This is a genomic window from Lacticaseibacillus jixianensis (assembly GCF_003946485.1).
GTDB lineage: Bacteria > Bacillota > Bacilli > Lactobacillales > Lactobacillaceae > Lacticaseibacillus > Lacticaseibacillus jixianensis.
Map to the genome: position 1 here is coordinate 49,509 of NZ_RHOJ01000003.1, position 17,774 is coordinate 67,282.

The 17,774-nt window shown below is 58.5% G+C and carries 18 protein-coding genes; 13 read left to right on the forward strand and 5 right to left on the reverse strand.

Going from position 1 to position 17,774, the window contains the following annotated elements:
• Positions 1-45 precede the first annotated feature (45 nt).
• Positions 46-1,695 (reverse strand): MutS-related protein, encoded by a 1,650-nt coding sequence (locus EKM85_RS02330; RefSeq protein WP_125584660.1) that lies wholly within the window; start codon positions 1,693-1,695, stop codon positions 46-48.
• A gap of 460 nt (positions 1,696-2,155) precedes the next feature.
• Between EKM85_RS02330 and EKM85_RS02335 the strand changes: the two genes are divergently transcribed.
• The 3 genes from EKM85_RS02335 (at position 2,156) to EKM85_RS02345 (ending at position 3,120) form a co-directional block, all read left to right on the forward strand.
• On the forward strand, positions 2,156-2,404 hold the full coding sequence (locus EKM85_RS02335) for a hypothetical protein (protein ID WP_225418920.1): 249 nt from the start codon (positions 2,156-2,158) through the stop codon (positions 2,402-2,404).
• 72 nt (positions 2,405-2,476) lie between these two features.
• Positions 2,477-2,749 carry a DUF2187 domain-containing protein gene (locus EKM85_RS02340; protein ID WP_125584662.1) on the forward strand — a complete coding sequence of 91 codons (273 nt, stop codon included), beginning with the start codon at positions 2,477-2,479 and terminating at the stop codon, positions 2,747-2,749.
• Between the two features lie 134 nt (positions 2,750-2,883).
• Entirely contained in the window at positions 2,884-3,120 is a 237-nt protein-coding gene (locus EKM85_RS02345) for a CsbD family protein (RefSeq protein ID WP_125584663.1), read from the forward strand.
• 51 nt (positions 3,121-3,171) lie between these two features.
• On the opposite strand, the gene EKM85_RS02350 is transcribed toward EKM85_RS02345, so the two are convergent.
• Entirely contained in the window at positions 3,172-3,975 is an 804-nt protein-coding gene (locus EKM85_RS02350) for a homoserine kinase (RefSeq protein ID WP_125584664.1), read from the reverse strand.
• A gap of 112 nt (positions 3,976-4,087) precedes the next feature.
• Here EKM85_RS02350 and EKM85_RS02355 point away from each other — a divergent pair, with 112 nt between their 5' ends.
• Complete coding sequence (locus EKM85_RS02355) at positions 4,088-4,765, forward strand: 2,3-bisphosphoglycerate-dependent phosphoglycerate mutase (RefSeq protein ID WP_125584665.1); 678 nt, start codon at positions 4,088-4,090, stop codon at positions 4,763-4,765.
• A gap of 171 nt (positions 4,766-4,936) precedes the next feature.
• Here the strand turns inward: EKM85_RS02355 and EKM85_RS02360 are convergent, their stop codons facing one another.
• The 3 genes from EKM85_RS02360 to EKM85_RS02370 form a co-directional block, all read right to left on the reverse strand.
• Positions 4,937-6,283 carry a C1 family peptidase gene (locus EKM85_RS02360; protein WP_125584666.1) on the reverse strand — a complete coding sequence of 449 codons (1,347 nt, stop codon included), beginning with the start codon at positions 6,281-6,283 and terminating at the stop codon, positions 4,937-4,939.
• A 131-nt stretch (positions 6,284-6,414) separates the two neighbouring features.
• On the reverse strand, positions 6,415-7,311 hold the full coding sequence (locus EKM85_RS02365; protein ID WP_125584667.1) for a hypothetical protein: 897 nt from the start codon (positions 7,309-7,311) through the stop codon (positions 6,415-6,417).
• Between the two features lie 135 nt (positions 7,312-7,446).
• Positions 7,447-7,737: a GNAT family N-acetyltransferase gene (locus EKM85_RS02370; RefSeq protein WP_125584668.1), complete on the reverse strand. Its 291-nt coding sequence runs from the start codon at positions 7,735-7,737 to the stop codon at positions 7,447-7,449.
• A gap of 130 nt (positions 7,738-7,867) precedes the next feature.
• Between EKM85_RS02370 and EKM85_RS02375 the strand changes: the two genes are divergently transcribed.
• The 9 genes from EKM85_RS02375 to EKM85_RS02415 all read left to right on the forward strand — a co-directional run bounded on the left by EKM85_RS02375 (position 7,868) and on the right by EKM85_RS02415 (position 17,698).
• Positions 7,868-8,407 carry a dCTP deaminase/dUTPase family protein gene (locus tag EKM85_RS02375; RefSeq protein WP_125584669.1) on the forward strand — a complete coding sequence of 180 codons (540 nt, stop codon included), beginning with the start codon at positions 7,868-7,870 and terminating at the stop codon, positions 8,405-8,407.
• Positions 8,408-8,428: 21 nt separating this feature from the next.
• The gene (gene radA, locus EKM85_RS02380; protein WP_125584670.1) at positions 8,429-9,805 is read left to right on the forward strand and encodes a DNA repair protein RadA; all 1,377 of its coding nucleotides are present in this window, start codon (positions 8,429-8,431) and stop codon (positions 9,803-9,805) included.
• Positions 9,806-9,825: 20 nt separating this feature from the next.
• Positions 9,826-10,989: a PIN/TRAM domain-containing protein gene (locus EKM85_RS02385; protein WP_125584671.1), complete on the forward strand. Its 1,164-nt coding sequence runs from the start codon at positions 9,826-9,828 to the stop codon at positions 10,987-10,989.
• A gap of 136 nt (positions 10,990-11,125) precedes the next feature.
• A complete protein-coding gene (gltX, locus tag EKM85_RS02390; RefSeq protein ID WP_125584672.1) occupies positions 11,126-12,616 on the forward strand; it encodes a glutamate--tRNA ligase in 1,491 nt (496 codons plus the stop codon).
• 115 nt (positions 12,617-12,731) lie between these two features.
• Complete coding sequence (recQ, locus tag EKM85_RS02395; RefSeq protein WP_125584673.1) at positions 12,732-14,495, forward strand: DNA helicase RecQ; 1,764 nt, start codon at positions 12,732-12,734, stop codon at positions 14,493-14,495.
• Positions 14,496-14,554: 59 nt separating this feature from the next.
• Positions 14,555-15,958: a cysteine--tRNA ligase gene (gene cysS, locus EKM85_RS02400; protein ID WP_125584674.1), complete on the forward strand. Its 1,404-nt coding sequence runs from the start codon at positions 14,555-14,557 to the stop codon at positions 15,956-15,958.
• Positions 15,955-16,380: a Mini-ribonuclease 3 gene (locus EKM85_RS02405; RefSeq protein WP_125584675.1), complete on the forward strand. Its 426-nt coding sequence runs from the start codon at positions 15,955-15,957 to the stop codon at positions 16,378-16,380. The genes cysS and EKM85_RS02405 overlap by 4 nt, the downstream gene beginning before the upstream one ends.
• Positions 16,355-17,149 carry a 23S rRNA (guanosine(2251)-2'-O)-methyltransferase RlmB gene (gene rlmB, locus EKM85_RS02410; RefSeq protein ID WP_125584676.1) on the forward strand — a complete coding sequence of 265 codons (795 nt, stop codon included), beginning with the start codon at positions 16,355-16,357 and terminating at the stop codon, positions 17,147-17,149. Before EKM85_RS02405 ends, rlmB begins: the two co-directional genes overlap by 26 nt.
• Positions 17,150-17,698 carry an NYN domain-containing protein gene (locus tag EKM85_RS02415; RefSeq protein ID WP_125584677.1) on the forward strand — a complete coding sequence of 183 codons (549 nt, stop codon included), beginning with the start codon at positions 17,150-17,152 and terminating at the stop codon, positions 17,696-17,698.
• The last annotated feature ends 76 nt before the right edge of the window (positions 17,699-17,774 follow it).

The window sequence follows — 17,774 nt, forward strand, 5'->3', positions numbered from 1 at the left end:
CGCCTCGGTAGTTAGCAGTTACCGGGGCCTGGCGCTTTTTGGTGGTCAGACGTGAGGCCACTGCCGCAAGCCTTCAAAGTCGCGCGCTAGGGCCTGGGCCTGCGCCGTGATGCTGCGCGGGTACTGCATCGCTTTGAGCAGGGCAATCGCGTTGTGGGAGGTCGCTGGCCCCTGCCGCAGCAGGTAGTCGAAATGGACACCGGCGGCATCGACGGTTTCTTGAAAGTGCCAGTTGATGACTTGGCCCGCAAGCATTGCGGTCAGCTCACTGTCGTGGGTGGCGACCATTGTCAAGGCGTTGGTTTCGGTCAGCCAGTGGACCACGGCGGCCGAGGCGGCGATCCGCTCGACGGTGTTCGTCCCTTTGAGGATCTCGTCAATGAAACCGTAGACGCGCTGGCCCTGGGCCACGAGGTCAAGGAGCCGCTTGATCGCCTTGATCTCGGCGATAAAGTAGGAGTCTCCGGCGGCGATGTCGTCTTGGATCGCCATTGCCGTGACGACGTGCCCCGGCTGGTAGGCGAAGCGCGTGGCAGTTGCCGTGGCCACGGTTTGTGCCAGCAGCAGATTGATGGCCACGCTTTTGACGTAAGTCGATTTACCCGACGCGTTGGAGCCGGTGATCAAGGCGGTTTGCGGCCAGTCCAAATCGTTTGGCACCGGGTGTTTCAGCAGGGGATGGATCAAGCCCGCAGCGTGGACCCCGGCTTTGGCAACCGTTGGTGAGCAAGTGGTGGGCACCGCCAGGCGGAAGTTGGCGATGGCAATGGCCACCTCCAAGTCGCCCATCACCGTCCACAGCGCGATGGCTGCCTGCTTGTGCAGGCGTAACCGGCGCAGCACGTCATTGTAAGCGATGAAGGGCAGCATGAACATGAAGCTGATGTAGTCGGCGATCACATCGCCGGTGGAGCCGCTTTTGGCGCGGAAGGTGAAGGCGCGGCGGCCAATGCCGGCTAGCGGGGCGTAGGCCTGCTTCAGGGCAGCCTGGCGCGGGGTGGCGATTTTGACTAGGCTCCGGGCAGTGGTAATGGTCTGCACCAGGTAGCGCATGGCGTTAAGCTCAAGCGTCAGGGCTTCTTTTTTGACCTCGTAGTAGATGACATTGAACAGCAGGCTGCCGATGGCCAGTAGCACCCCGGCCAGCGGCGCAATTAGGGCCAAGAGTACGCCCGCCAGCGGCAGGAGGCCGAACACGCGGTACTGCCAAGCGTTCGGCAGCGCCCCCTTTGTCGTAGTCAGCAGGTAATGCTGCGACTGGTTGTGATCGACCTTACCCAAGTGCGCAAAGGCGGTGCGCACCTGCATGCGGGCCACCTGGTTGGCGGTGAAAAAGGCGATCAGGTCCTCGTCGACGTTGGGCTGACCCAGGTCGAAGCTGCGCATTTTGGCATACAGCGCTTCTGCCCCGACGCTGGACTCGGTCTGATTGAGCAGCCGAAACACCTGCATCATGTCCAGGTCGTGCCAGGTGAGATCGTCCACCGTGCTGGTCGTGGGCCGCAGCTGCGCCGAAGCGCGGAACGCCTCCTTGAGGCTGCTCTCAGCGTCGCGGCTGGTCGGCTCCGGCAGCCGCCCCCAAGACGTCAGTAGTCGATTACGCAAGCTGACGCGGGCCTTGACGGTCGAAATGATTACCACGGCGGCAAGGATGCCACCAAAAGCGAGCAGCCAGAGCCAGTTATCTTGAGTCATGTCGGGCCTCCTAAAATGCTATGGCCTCAGTATGCCGCCAAGTGGAATCGGTTGCAAGAACGTACTTGAAGGGCCAGGGGCGGACGCCGCCGATGCCGTGAGCGGCGCGCCTGTCCGTCGGGCGCACTCAAAGTCGCACCCGGGGCCAGTCCAGGCCAAGCCGGCAACGCCCAGTCCAGCGCTTCCGCAGGCGCTAAGGGCCAAGCTGACCGCCAACGGCCGCTATCAGGATTTCTCCGCAATCAAAACCATTACGGCAAGCGGCCAGCGGATCGTTTACGGGCAGAAATGAGTGCAGGACTACCCCGGCAGGCACCCGCCGCGGGTAGTCTTTTTGGTACTTGGAGCGGCCAAGTGAACCATAACGACTTTTACCACAAAATAATATTACGTTTATGTTGACGATAAGTTTTTAAATAGTATATACTCGCCTTAACAAAGAGAAATGGAGGCGGTTACATTGAAAACAACCGTGTCAAAAGGGGCAGTGGTGCGCTGTCAGCCAAATGGTAATATGGAACATGAATTTATTGGGACGGTCGTCAAGCGCTATGAGAACGCTGCTTTGGTCACAATCGATGAGTTCAGCCCAAAGGACCGGATGAACGCACGCGATCTGCTTTTTCAAACCGTGATCGCCCTGAAACGCATGACGATCCTGAAGGCGGGTGAACCAGAGCGCGCACCCGAGGAAGAGGCAGTCAGCTGATCCCCGTGCTTGGGCCAACTATGCTATAATAAGTAACGTTGCTAACGTTGCACGGCAGAAGGGGGAACTTTTTTGGCCCAAGTCATCACAGTCGGCGAAACGGTCGACGTTAAAAAGAGTAAGCAGGTGCCATTAAGTTTCACGGGCACCGTGGAAAAGTTATATGCCAATTCGGCGTTGCTGACGATCGATTCGTTCAGCAAGGCGGACAAAGAAGTGGTTGACGATCTGAAACAGCGCACCATCGTCAACTATAAAGACATCAAAAAAGACGGCCAGGCCGTTGAGCCGCCAGCTCCTGAAGAGCTGGACAGCAAGCCGAACCGCTCGGCGAAGAAAAAGTAGGCTGAGGCCTATTTTTTTTGCTACGCGCGCGGAAGTGGCAGGGGCGGACCCTGGCCCGTTTCGCGAGTCGTCTGATTGGCCGTGTGCAACCCAATCTTGGTATGCTTAAAGTAACCAAGAGAAGGAGGGATTCTATGACTGATTTTGACGCAATGAAGGACAAGGTCGTTGGTAAGGTCAAGGAAACTGCCGGCAAGGTCACCGATAACGAGAAACTTGAGGCGAAGGGCAAGGCGCAGAGCCTTAAAGGCGAGGCCAAAGAAAAGTTCGATGACGCCAAGCACAAGGCCGAAAAGAAAACTGACGACTTCACCGAAGGGGTGGCGGACAAGTTCAACGATGCGGTGGATGACCACCGCGACCACCACTAGCACGAGCTAGCCGGGCACTGCCCGGCTTTTTGAATGGGGTGAAAAGTGCCGTTAGATTTGCGCCACGCCCTTGCGCGAAAGGTGGAAGGGCGCCACACTGCCGGCGGTGAGCTGCCGTTTCAGCTTGGGGAAGAAGTCGGTGACGCGAGTTTCGGCGAGGCAGACTAACGCTGGTCCGTTTGCCGACACGAAGGTCGTGAAGCCGCCGGCCGCCCGGACTGCGCGCGAGACCATTTCCGCGTGGGGAAAATAATCCGCGGTCACTTGCTCTTTGAGCGGAAAGTGGGTGGCTAGCCAGGCGCCATCCGCACTCATCATGGCGTTCATCACGGCCTGGGCGGAGCTGCTGCTTTTAACCGGCTCTGGCGGCACTGGGGTCTCGACGACCTTGTCTGGAAGGTAAATGGCCCCTTGAACGCGCTCGGTGCCAAAATTCAACACGTTTTTCGGCCCGTTGTAGACCAGGCAGCCGCCGTAAAGGGTGGCTTCGATGGCCGCGCGGTTGGGCTCAAAAAAGTTGGCGACCGCCAGCTTCTTGCTCAGCGGCACCGGCTCGTCGCCCAGCGCCGCCGCCAGTTCGATGCCCAGCATCGTCGCCGCCAGCGAGGCGCCAAGGCCCATCCCGGTGCGAACCGTCGTGGTCAGCGTGAGCTCGTGCGGCACCAGCAGGGGATCGACGGTTTCGGCGACGCTGACGATCAGGTTGGTCTGATCGGTGGGCAGCGTCGGATCGTTGCTGGTGACCTGCCATTCAAAGCTTTCTTGGCCAATTTCGAGCGCGACGCCGCGGTCGATGGCCAACGCCAAGTCAGGCTGAATACGCGAGGTGATCGTCCCCGGGACCCAAATTGCCATACTATCCCCTCCGATAATTAGATACAAATAAGTATATCTAATTGGATTCTCATATACCAGCGTTTTGAGTGATTTTCTCAAAATGGTATACTCAAAAAATATGGAGGCGGCCATGGTTAAATTAGTCTTACTGCGGCACGGTGAAAGTGTTGCAAACTTCTCGAATACCTACACGGGGTGGTCTGATGTGCCACTGACCGCCCGCGGCGTCGCGCAGGCGCAGGCGGCGGGCGCGGCACTGGCGGCGCTGGGGCTGCCGTTTGGCCACGTGCACACCTCGGTGCTGAAACGGGCCATTCAGACTGCCTACCTGGTGCAGGAAGCAATTGGCCAGTCGTGGGTGCCGATCACCAAGTCTTGGCGCCTCAACGAACGGCATTACGGGGCGCTGCGCGGACTCAACAAGGATAAGACGCGCGAGCTATTTGGCCAGGCGCAAGTGGCGCAGTGGCGGCGCGGCTTTACGGACCGCCCGCCCCTGTTAGCCCAGGCGCGCCGCAGTCGGGCGTATCAGCGCTATCCGGCGGCGATCATCCCCCGCGGCGAAAGCCTCAAGGACGCGGAGGCCCGCCTGATCCCATACTGGGCGGATGAAATCGCGCCGCGGCTGGTGGCCGGCGATAACCAGTTGATCGTGGCTCACGGCTCATCGCTCCGGGCCCTGACCAAGTATCTCGAACGCATCTCGGACGCCGGGATCAACCAGGTCGAGGTCGCCAATGCCCAGCCCATTGTGTACACATTGGATCGACACCTGGCAATCTTGGATAAAACGCTTCTTCCCGTCTAAACAACGGTATAAAAAACAGGCTGAGAAATAATTACCCTAGTCGCGTTCCAGCAACGCCCAGACACGCAAACGCCCCGGCACCGCGATTCGAAGTGCGAATCGTGATGCCGGGACGCCTGCGTTTTGGGCTAAAACCGCTTTGTGTCCCAGCCTGTTTTTGAATGGCTCACCTTATTTGGCGGCCAATGCCCCCATTGGGTCCCAAGGCTTCAGGACGGTCGGGTGATCGTACTCGTTCTTGATGGTCAGCTGCTGATCAGGGGACAGGTACTTCTTGTTGACCACGACTTGATAGACGAATTCGGAGAACCATTCATCAGAGGCGACGAAGTAACCGTTTTGGCCGGCCTTTTCACCCCAGGAGTTCTCCACCTTCCACTTGGTCGGCTTGCCGTCGACAATGTCAACGCCGGTGATGACCATCGCGTGGGTCATGAGACTTTCACCATAGTCCAGGCGTTCAGCCTTGGTCATGTCCAGGCTGGTGTTGAACAGGGCGTTCTTATCGTACAGCTTAGGATCCATGATCCCGAGCTTGCTGTCGGAGGACTTGCCAACATCGGAGCCGAACCAGACGGTTTCGCCGGCTTCAAGCTGCTTGATGGCCAGCTTCTTCATCTCGTCCGAGGTCACATTGAAGTGACGAACTTCGCGGCCGCCGATGACGTTGCCCAGCATTTCCACCGTGTACAGGTGGTTGAACGGCTTGTCGGCGGTTGGCGCGTTGATCAGTGACTGGTAAGCGTCCGTGTCCCAGCCGACGTACTTCGCAAAGAAGGTCTTCGGCGTCAGGTCGCGGTCGATGTGGTAATTCTTATCGTCGTCGCGGTATTCGAAGTCAAACTTGGTTGGCGGCACGCCCAGCGTGTAGGCCAAGATCCGGTAGTCTTCGGAGAGCATCTGGTCTTTAGCAGCCTGAATGTCTTCGGCGCTTGCCTTGTCCGCAACCAGCTTGCGCAGGGTCACAGCGTCTTTGCGCAGCTTGAGGTTCAAGACGGCGTTCATTTCGTTGGACTTGCTGGAAGAGTATGTTTCCGGCATGACGGACTTCGGCACGATGCCGTACTTGTCGATGAGGGCCGTCAGCATGTCCCACTGACCGCCATCACCTTGTGGGGTCGCCATCAGCCAAGCGACTTTCCGCGAGTCGATGTCCTGGTCCGCGGTCTTCAGCACGTTTTCGTAGAAGTAGTTGGACTTTTCGAATTTATCCCAGAAGAAGGTGTAGTTCTGAGAAAGCTCGAAATCCTTGATCTTAAACTGCTTTTGAATACCGTGGCGCATCGTGTTCAGCGCGGCAAACATCCAGCAGCGGCCGGACTGCTTCTGGTCGGCCACCTTCCCGGTGCTCAAATCGATGGAGAAGGTTTGCGTCATCGTGGTTTGACTCGCGGTGCTTTCGGCGCTTTTCAGGACACCATTATTCATGACGGCCTTTTGGATCGCGCTAGCGGCCGGCGTATTTTCGAGATCTTGTTGGTACTTCGCGAGGTCTTCAGCAGTAACTGCCTTTGACATAGACACTTCACTCCTTTTTCATTAGAAAATTATGAAATATTAACAGACTTCCACATTTTAGCATACTGCCCGGTCAGTTTGAACCCGTTGCCTGAAGAAAAAAGCGTCCTGGCAGGGGACGCTTGCGCGGATTATGGCATTTTAATGGCGACCGCCTTGATGGTCACGAACTGCAGGTGCGCCAGCTTGGGGTCCTTGGGGGCAGCGTCCTTGAGGATCATCAAGCCCTTGGCCTGGTCAGCCGTGGCATTCTCAAACAGAGCGACGGCGTAGTAGGACTGGCTCAGGCGGTCGACGCGCAGGTAGTTCAGCTTGGCGTTGGCGAGCGTCTTCATGCCTTTAAGCATCCCGTCCTGCGTGGCCTGCGGGAGCTGATAGGCTTTCCAATCGTTTGCGTTCAGCATCGTGAGGATCGTCTTGGTATTGCCGGAATCGGGCAGGTAGTACTCAGCTAACTCGGCTTTGCTTGTGATCGGAAAGCTGGCCTGAAACAGCTGATAGGCGCTGTTGATGTGGTTGCCGTCCTTGTCTGGAAAGATGCCCTGAATGTTGACGCCGGCCGCGCCTTGCTTGTTGAGCAGGGCGACCCGGGGGTGATTGACCTTGATGTTCTGGATCTTCAGCCACCGGTTAAACTTCGGGGTTGATTTGGTGAAGCGAGCGGCGGAGACCGCAAGCTTGCCGTTGTGCGGGGTGGTCTCAAGGTCAAACGTGGCGTAAGTGGCATACGCGTTCTTGCGTTTCTTATAGACTTGCCCGCGCACCGTCACGTGGTAGCGCAAATCGCCGGTGCGCTTAGCGTCTGCCGCGCTGTACGGATAGATCATGTAAAGGCCCTTTTGACTAAACGCGTGCTTGATCGCGGTGTAGTCCATGAAGTCTTGGCTGACCACGAAGTTCTCGACCGCGTGGGCAAGGCTTTTGTGAGGCCACCGTGGGCTAGCCGTCTGCCCCTGACACCCGGCAAGGCCGAATGCCAGGAGCAGCAGGGAAAACCCGAGTATCGACTGTTGCCACCACTTCTTCATCAATTATGCCGCCTCCGCAATGATGATTTCCCGCCGCTAGGTTAGCGAAACCCGCCGGCAATGACAATCAGCCCTTCCAAACAACCACGCCCGCCAAGGGGCCGACCGTCGCTCGCCCCATGAGGGCCAGCTCGATCACTCGGCCGGGTGCGGCCGAAGCACGTCGGCGTACTCCGGCCGCTTAGCGAACTCATGGCGAGCAAACGTGCACAGCGGCTCGATCTTTTTTCCGGCGGTCCGCGCCTCGTCGACGACGGCGCGGACTAACTGCCCAGCGACGCCCTGGCCGCGAAGAACTGGATCAACGAAGGTATGATCGATCACGAAATTCTGTCCGTCATCGATCTCCTGATAAGTCACCTCGGCAATTAACTTACCGTGCTCGTCGGTCAGGAAATACCGCCCTGGTTCATGGTCAAAAGTCATGGTGCCACTTCCTTTCGTTTCCTATAAGTATAGCAATTACTAAGGATTAAGCCAAGAAACCGTTTTCCAGCCAAGCCTTGGCCGTGAGGGTGGTATGATAGATGCACATTCAAGCAAACTGGAGGCAACTATGCGCACTCGTGGATTTGAAATTGTTTCAGCGTACGTCAACGCCGGGGTCAAGCTGCCCGAGCGCCAGACCAAGAACGCGGCGGGCTACGATTTTTTTGCCCGGGAGGATTTTGTGCTGAAAAGCATTTGGCGCTATGACTTTATTCGGCTGTTTCGGTTGATCAAAAATGAGCACCCGCTGACTGATACGGACATGGCGCGGGCCAGCAAGATCCTGAAACCGCTGCTGGTCCCAACCGGGGTCAAGGCCTACATGCAACCGGATGAGGTCCTGATCCTGGCTAACCGGTCCAGCAACCCGCTGAAGCGCGGGCTGGTCATTCCCAACGGGATCGGGGTGATCGATGCGGACTACTACGGGAATCCAAGCAACGAAGGCGAAATTTTCATTCAGATGATCAACTTCAGCCCGCGTGACGTCGTGATCGAGCAGGGGGAGCGCATCGGTCAGGGCATCTTCATGCCCTACTTGGTCGCAGATGGCGATAACGGCACTGGCAACACCCGTATCAGCGGCTTTGGCTCCACCGGGCGCTAACGTGAGGAAGGAAGGCGGCTTATGGCCAAAGTAAAAACTCAGTACGTCTGCCAGAATTGCGGCTACATCTCGGCCACCTTTCTCGGCCGTTGCCCCAACTGTGGCGCCTGGAACTCACTGGTGGAAGAGGCCCAAAGTCAGCCGGCGGCCAAGGCGGCATCACCGCGCCGCACCAGCGCCGGCACTAAGGTCGCGCCCATGCTGATGAGCCAGGTGTCACTCAAGCGCGAGCCGCGGGTCACCACGGACCTAGGCGAACTTGACCGGGTCCTGGGCGGGGGGATCGTCCCAGGCTCTTTGATCCTGATCGGCGGTGATCCCGGGATCGGGAAGTCGACCCTGCTGACCCAAGTTTCCGGCCACCTCGCCAGCAAGGGAGAGAAGGTCCTGTACGTCTCCGGTGAGGAAAGTGCCAGTCAGATCAAACTGCGGGCGACGCGGCTGGGGGTGGGCGATTCGGGCATGTACCTCTATCCTGAAACTGATATGCCGAGTATTTCCCAGGCAATAGACGACATGCAGCCTGACTACGTGGTCATCGATTCCGTGCAGACAATGAACGTGCCGGAAATGAATTCGGCGGTGGGCTCGGTCAGCCAGATCCGGGAAGTGACCGCTGAGCTGATGAAGATCGCCAAGACCGAGCAGATCACCATCTTCATCGTCGGCCACGTCACCAAGGAAGGGGCGATCGCCGGCCCGAAGATCCTGGAGCACATGGTGGACACCGTGTTGTACTTTGAGGGGGACATGCACCACACCTACCGCATGTTGCGCTCCGTCAAGAACCGGTACGGCTCGACCAATGAGATCGGGATCTTTGAGATGCATCAAGACGGGCTCGAGGAAGTGGCGAACCCCTCTGAACTCTTCTTGGACGAGCGGCTGCCAAACGCTACCGGTTCGGCCGTGGTGGTGTCGATGGAAGGCACCCGGCCGATCCTTGTAGAGATCCAGGCGCTGATGACGCCGACGATGTACGGTAATGCGAAGCGCACGAGCAGTGGCCTGGACCACAACCGCGTGTCCTTGATCATTGCCGTGCTGGAAAAGCGGGCTAATCTGATGTTGCAGAATCAGGACGCCTACCTGAAAGCCACTGGCGGCGTGCGCCTTGATGAGCCGGCGATCGATTTGGCGATGGCGATGGCCATTGCCAGCTCCTACCGCGACAGTGAGATCTCGCCGACCGACTGCTTTGTTGGAGAAATTGGCCTGACCGGGGAAGTGCGGCGGGTCAACCGGGTCGAGGACCGCATCAAAGAGGCGGCTAAACTCGGCTTTAAGCGGATTTTTATCCCGAAGAATAACCTGCAGGGTCTGCCGACCCGTGATAAAATAAAGGTCATTGGTGTTTCCAGTGTCTCGGAGGCACTGGATCGCGTCTTTGTAAAATAAAATATGAAAGGAGGAACGATATGAAAAAACGTGTGATCAACGTGATCTTCGCCTTGATCGGGATCGGGGTTGGCGCCAGTGTGATGCCACTGCTCTGGGGCGTGCTTAACCTGGCTCAAACCGCCTGGTTGAATAACGTCATCGTCGATAGTCTGATCGGTGCGGTCGTGTTTCTGATGTTGTCGGAGCTGGTCTCCGGTTGGATCATCAGCAAGCTGGACCAAACAGAAAAGGCGTTGAACACGAAATCCCCATCGTTCCTGTTGTTCGGTAGTTTAGGTACCATTATTGGCCTGGTGTTTGCTGCCATTATTTCGATTTTTTTCTCCAGATTTCCTGGGCCTTTAGGGACTATCCTGCCACTGATCCTGATGATGATCTTCGGCTATTTTGGTTTTCGGCTTGGCACGACGCGGCGCGAGGAGTGGCGGCGGCTGTTTGGCGGGCGTAACCGCGAAAAGAAGTCAGACGATACCGGTTCTTCGGTGCTTGCCCGCAAGGCGGATGATAATTTTCACAAGTATAAGCTCCTTGACACTTCCGTCATCATTGACGGCCGCGTGCAGGCGATCGCCAAGACCGGCTTTCTTGAGGGCACGCTGCTGGTGCCGACCTTCGTGGTCCACGAGCTGCAGCTCATCTCGGATTCGGCGGATGCGCTCAAGCGCGGGCGCGGCCGGCGGGGCCTGGATATTATTAACCAGATGAAGGAAGACCCTGAGATCAACGTTGAGATGTACGATGGCGACTTTGACGACATGACCGAAGTCGATTCCAAGTTGCTCAAGCTCTCCAAGATGCTGGATGGGGTAGTCGTCACCAACGACTTCAACTTGAATAAGGTGGCGCAGTTTCAGAACGTCCCGGTGCTCAACATCAATGAGCTGGCTAACGCGCTCAAGCCGGACCTGATCCCAGGCGAAGGCATGACGGTGACGGTGATCAAATCCGGGACTGAACGCCAGCAGGGCGTGGCCTACCTGGAAGACGGCACGATGGTGGTGGTCGAGGACGGGCAGTTCTTCATGAACAAGCCCCTGGACGTGATCGTGACGTCGGCGATTCAAACCGCCGCTGGCCGCATGATCTTCGCCAAGCCGGCGCATCAGCAGCAGTCCTTGAAAGAGGAGGGCGAAAAGCACGAGGCCAAGCACCCTGGCAAGGGGCCACGGCCTAGCAAGTGATCAGGAAGTCCGCCACGCGCGGGCTTTTTGCATGAACGCCCTGAAAGGCCTAGCCCCTTGTGGTACACTAACAATGCGTGTTCTGGGGTAGTCCAGGACCGATTCAAGGACAAACCAAAAATGGAGGCATCATATTTTGTCAGATCGACCAATTCGGGTGCGTTACGCACCAAGCCCAACCGGCCACTTGCACATCGGGAACGCCCGCACGGCGCTGTTTAACTACCTGTTCGCCCGTCATTACAACGGGACGATGGTGCTGCGGATCGAAGACACCGACACCAAGCGCAACATCGCGGACGGCGAAAAGAGTCAGATCGAGAACCTGCACTGGCTCGGCATCGACTGGGACGAGGGCCCCGACAAGGGCGGCGACTTCGGGCCGTACCGGCAGTCCGAACGCAAGGCCATCTATCAGAAGTACATCCAGGAGCTGGTTGCGAAGGGTGACGCTTACGAGTCGTACAAGACTGAAGCGGAACTCCAGGCCGACCGCGACGCCCAGAAGGCCGCTCACGAGGCACCGCACTATGTGTACGAGTACGAGGGCTTGACCGAGGCCGAAAAGCAGGCCAAGATCGCTGAGGCCAAGGCTAAGGGGCTGAAGCCAGTGATCCGCTTCCACATTCCGGCGGATCACACCTACGAGTGGAACGACATCGTCAAGGGCGACATCTCGATCGATGGCAACACCATCGGCGGCGACTTTGTCATTCAAAAGGCGGATGGCATGCCGACGTACAACTTCGCGGTCGTCATCGATGATCACCTCATGCAGATCTCGCACGTGTTGCGCGGCGACGATCACATTGCCAACACCCCGAAGCAAATGGCGATTTACGAGGCGTTCGGCTGGGAGACCCCGGTCTTTGGCCACATGACGCTGATCATCAACGGGGCAACCGGCAAGAAGCTGTCCAAACGTGATGAATCTGTCCTGCAGTTCATCGAGCAGTACAAGGAGCTCGGTTACCTGCCAGAGGCAATGTTCAACTTCATCACCCTGCTGGGCTGGTCCCCGAAGGGCGAAGACGAGATCTTTACCCGCAAGGACTTCATCAAGCTGTTTGACGAAACACGGCTGAGCAAGTCCCCGGCGCGCTTTGACCAAAAGAAGCTTGAGTGGGTCAATAATCAGTACATCAAGAAGACGGATCCTAATGAGCTCACGGCGTTGGCCGTTGAGAACCTCATTGAGGCCGGTCGGTTGCCAAAGGATCCGGATCCTTCGACGATCGAATGGGCACGGCAACTAATTTCGCTGTACATTCCGCAGATGAGCTTCACCGGTCAAATCGCTGACCTAGCGACGATTTTCTTCGAACAGCCCAAGGAATTAGACGAGCTGGACATGAAGGAGCTGGCCGACGATAACGCCTTGGCCGTGATCAAGCTGACGCAAGAGAAGCTCCGCGCTTTGCCGACCTTCTCCGCCTACTTCATCAACCAAGCCGTTTACCACGTCCGGCTTGAAACGGGCGTCAAGGGGCGCAAGCTTTACATGCCAGTGCGCATCGCGACGACGCGGGAAATGCACGGGCCTCAGCTCGCCGAGACCATCGAACTGATGGGCCGCGAGAAGGTCCTTGCCAACATGGACTACGTGATCAACGCGCTAGAGAAATAAAGGATGCGAACCGCTCAGCTCATTGGGCGGTTTTTGCGTGGACGGCGAATTCTGTCAGGTGTACATCACTTCGCATCACGGGTAAAATAGTATGATACGAACAGGGGGACAGACCATGGCAGCGGCAACTCCGCAGAGCATTCTCAAAGATAAATTCGGGTACGACGACTTTCGCCCGGGCCAGGGCGAGGCCATTTCGCGGGTACTGAACCACGAGAACACACTGGTGATCATGCCGACCGGCGGCGGGAAGTCGCTGTGTTATCAGATCCCGGCGCTGCTTCAAAGCGGTTTGACGGTGGTGGTGTCGCCACTGATCGCCCTGATGAAAGATCAGGTCGACGCGCTGAACGCAAACGGGATCCCGGCGACGTTCATTAACTCGACGGTGGCACCGCGGGAGGCCGATCACCGGTTGGATCTGGCGGCGCGCGGCGACTACAAGTTGCTGTACGTGGCCCCGGAGCGCCTGGAGCTGAGCGGCTTTTTACAGGAGCTGAGCGAGCTCAAAATTGACCTGCTGGCGGTCGACGAGGCCCACTGCATCTCGCAGTGGGGCCACGATTTTCGGCCGAGTTACCTCGAGCTGACCCGCATCGCGCGCGAGCTGCCGTCGCACCCCACGGTCATCGCGCTGACCGCCACGGCGACTACGCAGGTGGCCCAAGACATCGGGGAGCGGCTGGCAATCCCGGCGGCCGGTTTCATCAACACCGGTTTCGCGCGGCCCAATCTCAGCTTTCAGGTGGTCAAGGACCAGGATAAGGACACCTTTTTACTGGATTACCTAAAGCTGAACCACGATCAAAGCGGCATTGTCTACTGTGCCACGCGCAAGGAAGTCGAACGGCTGTATCAGTTGTTAGACCGCCGCGGTATCAGCGCGGCTGAGTACCACGCCGGGATGCCTGAGCAGGCGCGCAATGCCAACCAGGAGGATTTTCTCTTCGACCGCAAGCTGGTGATGGTCGCCACTAACGCGTTTGGCATGGGCATCGACAAGAGCAACGTGCGCTTTGTCATCCACGCGCAGGTGCCAGGCGACCTGGAGTCGTACTACCAAGAGGCCGGGCGCGCGGGCCGAGACGGCCTAGACTCTGAGGCAATTCTGTTATTTGCCCCGAATGACCTCGGCATCCGGCGCTTTTTCATCGACCAAAGCGAGGGCGACGAGGCCTATAAGCAAAACGAGTACCACAAGCTCCAGGTGATGAGCCAGTACGCCAACACCGGGGACTGCCTGCAGCAGTTCATCCTGCGTTACTTTGGCCAGGAGTCCAAGCCGTGCGGCCGGTGTTCAAACTGCCTGGATACGCGCGAGGCCGTCGACGTCACCGAATCCGCCCAGAAGGTGCTTTCGTGTGTCGTCCGGCTGCACGGCCGCTTCGGGAAGGGCATGGTGGCCGACGTGCTCGCCGGCTCGAATAACCAGCGGATCCGGGAGTTTGGCTTTGCTGACCTCTCGACGTACGGCCTGATGGCCAGCATGCGCAAGAAGGACATCACCAGCTTCATTGATTTTCTCACCGCCAGTGGCTTCTTGCAGGCGCAAGGCGGACAGTACCCGACCTTAGGGGTCACCGAGCTGGGCGCGGGGGTGCTTCGCGGTACGGAAAAGGTGACCAGAAAGCAGGCCGTTCGCGCCCGCGCCAGTGTGGCGGTGGACTCGGCGCTGTTCCAGAAGCTGCGGGCGCTGCGCTACGAGCTGGCCCAAAAACAGGGCGTACCGCCGTATGTCATCTTCTCCGATGATACGCTGCGGCAGCTGGCCCTACTGCAGCCGCAGGACGAGGCGCAGATGCTGAACGTCAAAGGCGTCGGGGAGGCCAAGCTGAAGAAGTACGGCAAGGTCTTTTTGGCGGCACTGGCGGCAAGCTAGCAACGCCCCCGGTAATCGCGTAGAATGGGGAAGGCAGCACGCTAGAAAGGGGTCATTACATGCTTCAACTCTACAACACATTGACGCGGCAAAAAGAGCCGTTCAAACCGCTGGTCCCAGGGAAGATCACGATGTATGTCTGTGGCCCCACGGTGTACAACTATATTCATATCGGCAACGCCAGAAGCGCGATCGCCTTTGATACGATCCGCCGCTACTTTGAGTACCGCGGCTACGAGGTGAACTACGTGTCCAACTTCACCGACGTTGATGACAAGATCATCAAGGCCGCCCACGAAACGGGAGAAGCACCGCTGGCCTTGGCCCAGCGCTTCATTGACGCTTACACGGAAGACACGGCCAAGTTGAACATCGAGCCCGCCACCGCGCACCCGCGCGCCAGTGAGATGATCCCGGAAATCATCACCTTTGCGGCCGACCTGATCCAGAAGGGTTACGCTTATGAGGCGAGCGGAGACGTTTACTACCGGGCGCGCAAGTTTGCGCACTACGGCCAGCTTTCAAACAAAAACGTCGACGAGCTGGAGCAGGGCGCATCGCAGCACACCGATGCGGAGGAAACGGCCCGCAAGGAGGACCCGATCGACTTCGCCCTGTGGAAGGCGGCCAAACCTGGTGAGATCTCCTGGGCCTCGCCTTGGGGCGCCGGCCGGCCGGGCTGGCACATTGAGTGCTCGGTGATGGCGACGACGCTGCTGGGTAAGACCATCGACATTCACGGCGGCGGTCAGGACCTAGAATTCCCCCATCACGAAAACGAGATCGCCCAAAGCGAGGCAGAAACCGGCCAGAAGTTCGTTAACTACTGGATGCACAACGGGTTTGTGACGATCGGCGAGGACGACGAGAAAATGAGCAAGTCGCTCGGTAACTTCATCACGGTGCACGATATTGTGAAAACCGTCGCCCCGCAGACGCTGCGCTTTCTGATGGTGGGCACTCAGTACCGGCGGCCGATCCGCTACTCAGAGGCCGGGCTTAAGGAAGCGGCCCGCAACCTGGAGCGGCTGAAGATCGCCCGGGATGCGGTCAGCTACCGGCTGGCCGGGGCGCAGGCCGGCACGGACGCTGCGCTTGAGGCCAAGCTCGAGGCCCTGGAAGCCGCCTTTGTGGCCGCCATGGACGATGACATCAACGTGCAAAACGGCCTTGCCGTCGTGTACGAGCTGGCCAAGCTGATGAACGAAACGGCAGCCGCGGCCACGGTTTACGAAGGGACGCTTCAGCACCTGCTGGCCAAGCAGGCGGCCTGGTTGGCGATTTTCGGGATCGAGTTCAAAGCGGAGCTGCTCGACGCCGATGTTGAGGCGCTGATCACTGCGCGCAACGCGGCGCGGGCCGCGAAGGACTTTGCCAAAAGCGATCAGATTCGCGATGAGTTAGAGGCCCGGGGTATTTTACTGGAAGATACTGCACAAGGAACGAGGTGGCGCCGCAAATGAGCGCAGACGCAAAACAATTAAACGGGATCGCGCTGGCTTACCTGGGGGATGCCGTGTGGGAAGTGTACGTGCGCCAGCACCTGCTGGACCGCGGCCTCGTGCGCCCCAATCAGCTGCAGCGCGCGGCCAAGTCGTTCGTCTCGGCGAAGGCCCAGGCGGCCTTGATTGCCGCTATGGAGGCGCAAGCTAAGTTGACGGCGACGGAGTGGGACTACTACAAGCGCGGGCGCAACGCCAAGAGTTATACCCACGCCAAGCATACAGACGTGGTGACCTACCGGGTATCGACTGGCTTTGAGGCCCTGTTCGGGTACCTCAAGTTGACCGGGCAGAACGCACGCATTGAGGACCTGGCATTATGGGGCATTGATTTTGTCGAAGAAGGAGGCACTGGGCATGGCCAAATTAAATCCGCGGAATGATCCGCACCGCGATCAGCCCACCGATCGCGCGCACCAAGACGAGTTTGTCTTTGGCCGCCACGCGGTAGAAGAGGCGCTGCGTGAGGGTTCCAACAAGACCATCAACAAGCTCTTTGTTCAAACCGGGCTGAACTCCGACCCGGTCCGCGCCATCGTGGACAAGGCCAAAAAGCAGAAGGTCCTGGTGTCACAGGTCCCAAAGGCCAAGCTGGACCTGCTCTCTGACGGCGGCAATCACCAGGGCGTCATGGTCGCCATGGCGCCGTATGCCTACGCGACGCTTGACGACCTGTTCGCGCACGCGGCCGGGCACGATCCTTTGTTCATCATCTTGGATAACCTGGAGGATCCGCAGAATCTGGGCTCGATCATGCGCACGGCTGACGCGGTCGGCGTTGACGGGATCATCATTCCCAAACACCGCGCGGTGGGGCTGACCAGCACTGTGGCCAAGGTGTCCACGGGCGCCATCGAGCACGTGCCAGTCGCCCGGGTGACCAACCTTGCGCAGACCATTAAGACGCTGAAAGAGCGCGGCCTGTGGATCTTTGGCACGGCCATGGACGGGCAGGACTTCCGGCAATGGAACGCGACGGGCAAGGTCGCCTTGGTGATCGGCAACGAAGGCAAGGGCATCAGCCCCGGGGTTGCCAAGCTGATGGATGCCACCCTCACGATCCCGATGGTGGGCCACGTCCAGAGCCTTAACGCCTCGGTGGCGGCGGGGATCCTCATGTATCAGGCGTTTACCAGCCGCGGAGGCAAGTAGATGCGCCGGCACCTGCTGATCGTGGACGGTTATAACGTGATCGGCAATTGGCCCGAGCTAGCTAAGCTGAAGGCGACCGGTCATTTTGCTGCCGCCCGCGACCGGCTGCTCGACATCGTGGCCGAGTACCGCGCGCACGAAAATGCGGATATCATCGTGGTGTTTGACGCGATGTACGTTCCCGGCATCGGGGAGAATTATTCCAAGTGGAATCTGCAGGTCGTGTTCACCCAGCAGGACGAAACGGCCGATGCGTACATTGAGCGGCTGGCTAACGACCTCAATGGCCCGCTGGTGCAGCTGTCGGTGGTCACCTCTGATCAGGCTGAGCAGTGGACCGTCTTTTCGCGTGGGGCCCTGCGCATCTCCTCGCGCGAATTTGGCCAGGAAATTCGCCGCTCCGAGCGCGAGTTTAACCACTCCACGGATCCGTTCATTATGCGCGAACCCAAGCGCAACCAGATCTGGAGCAAGGAGCAGCTGAGCAAACTCGACCACGCGCGGCGCAAACTTACCCGCCGCGAGCCAAACGATAAGAAGAACCAGTAACCAACCAGCGAGCAAACGCAAAGACCGCGCCCGGAAATCATGAGATTTCCGGGCGCGGTCTTTTCTTGGTGCTGAA

Excerpts from the sequence above, each read along its gene's own strand:
- EKM85_RS02345 (WP_125584663.1), top strand. The coding sequence starts at position 2,884 with ATGACTGATTTTGACGCAATGAAGGACAAGGTCGTTGGTAAGGTCAAG.
- EKM85_RS02360 (WP_125584666.1), bottom strand. The coding sequence starts at position 6,283 with ATGTCAAAGGCAGTTACTGCTGAAGACCTCGCGAAGTACCAACAAGAT.
- EKM85_RS02415 (WP_125584677.1), top strand. The coding sequence starts at position 17,150 with ATGCGCCGGCACCTGCTGATCGTGGACGGTTATAACGTGATCGGCAAT.
- EKM85_RS02365 (WP_125584667.1), bottom strand. The coding sequence starts at position 7,311 with ATGAAGAAGTGGTGGCAACAGTCGATACTCGGGTTTTCCCTGCTGCTC.
- recQ (WP_125584673.1), top strand. The coding sequence starts at position 12,732 with ATGGCAGCGGCAACTCCGCAGAGCATTCTCAAAGATAAATTCGGGTAC.
- EKM85_RS02330 (WP_125584660.1), bottom strand. The coding sequence starts at position 1,695 with ATGACTCAAGATAACTGGCTCTGGCTGCTCGCTTTTGGTGGCATCCTT.
- EKM85_RS02405 (WP_125584675.1), top strand. The coding sequence starts at position 15,955 with ATGAGCGCAGACGCAAAACAATTAAACGGGATCGCGCTGGCTTACCTG.
- EKM85_RS02385 (WP_125584671.1), top strand. The coding sequence starts at position 9,826 with ATGAAAAAACGTGTGATCAACGTGATCTTCGCCTTGATCGGGATCGGG.
- EKM85_RS02355 (WP_125584665.1), top strand. The coding sequence starts at position 4,088 with ATGGTTAAATTAGTCTTACTGCGGCACGGTGAAAGTGTTGCAAACTTC.
- EKM85_RS02350 (WP_125584664.1), bottom strand. The coding sequence starts at position 3,975 with ATGGCAATTTGGGTCCCGGGGACGATCACCTCGCGTATTCAGCCTGAC.
- cysS (WP_125584674.1), top strand. The coding sequence starts at position 14,555 with ATGCTTCAACTCTACAACACATTGACGCGGCAAAAAGAGCCGTTCAAA.
- rlmB (WP_125584676.1), top strand. The coding sequence starts at position 16,355 with ATGGCCAAATTAAATCCGCGGAATGATCCGCACCGCGATCAGCCCACC.
- EKM85_RS02370 (WP_125584668.1), bottom strand. The coding sequence starts at position 7,737 with ATGACTTTTGACCATGAACCAGGGCGGTATTTCCTGACCGACGAGCAC.
- radA (WP_125584670.1), top strand. The coding sequence starts at position 8,429 with ATGGCCAAAGTAAAAACTCAGTACGTCTGCCAGAATTGCGGCTACATC.
- EKM85_RS02375 (WP_125584669.1), top strand. The coding sequence starts at position 7,868 with ATGCGCACTCGTGGATTTGAAATTGTTTCAGCGTACGTCAACGCCGGG.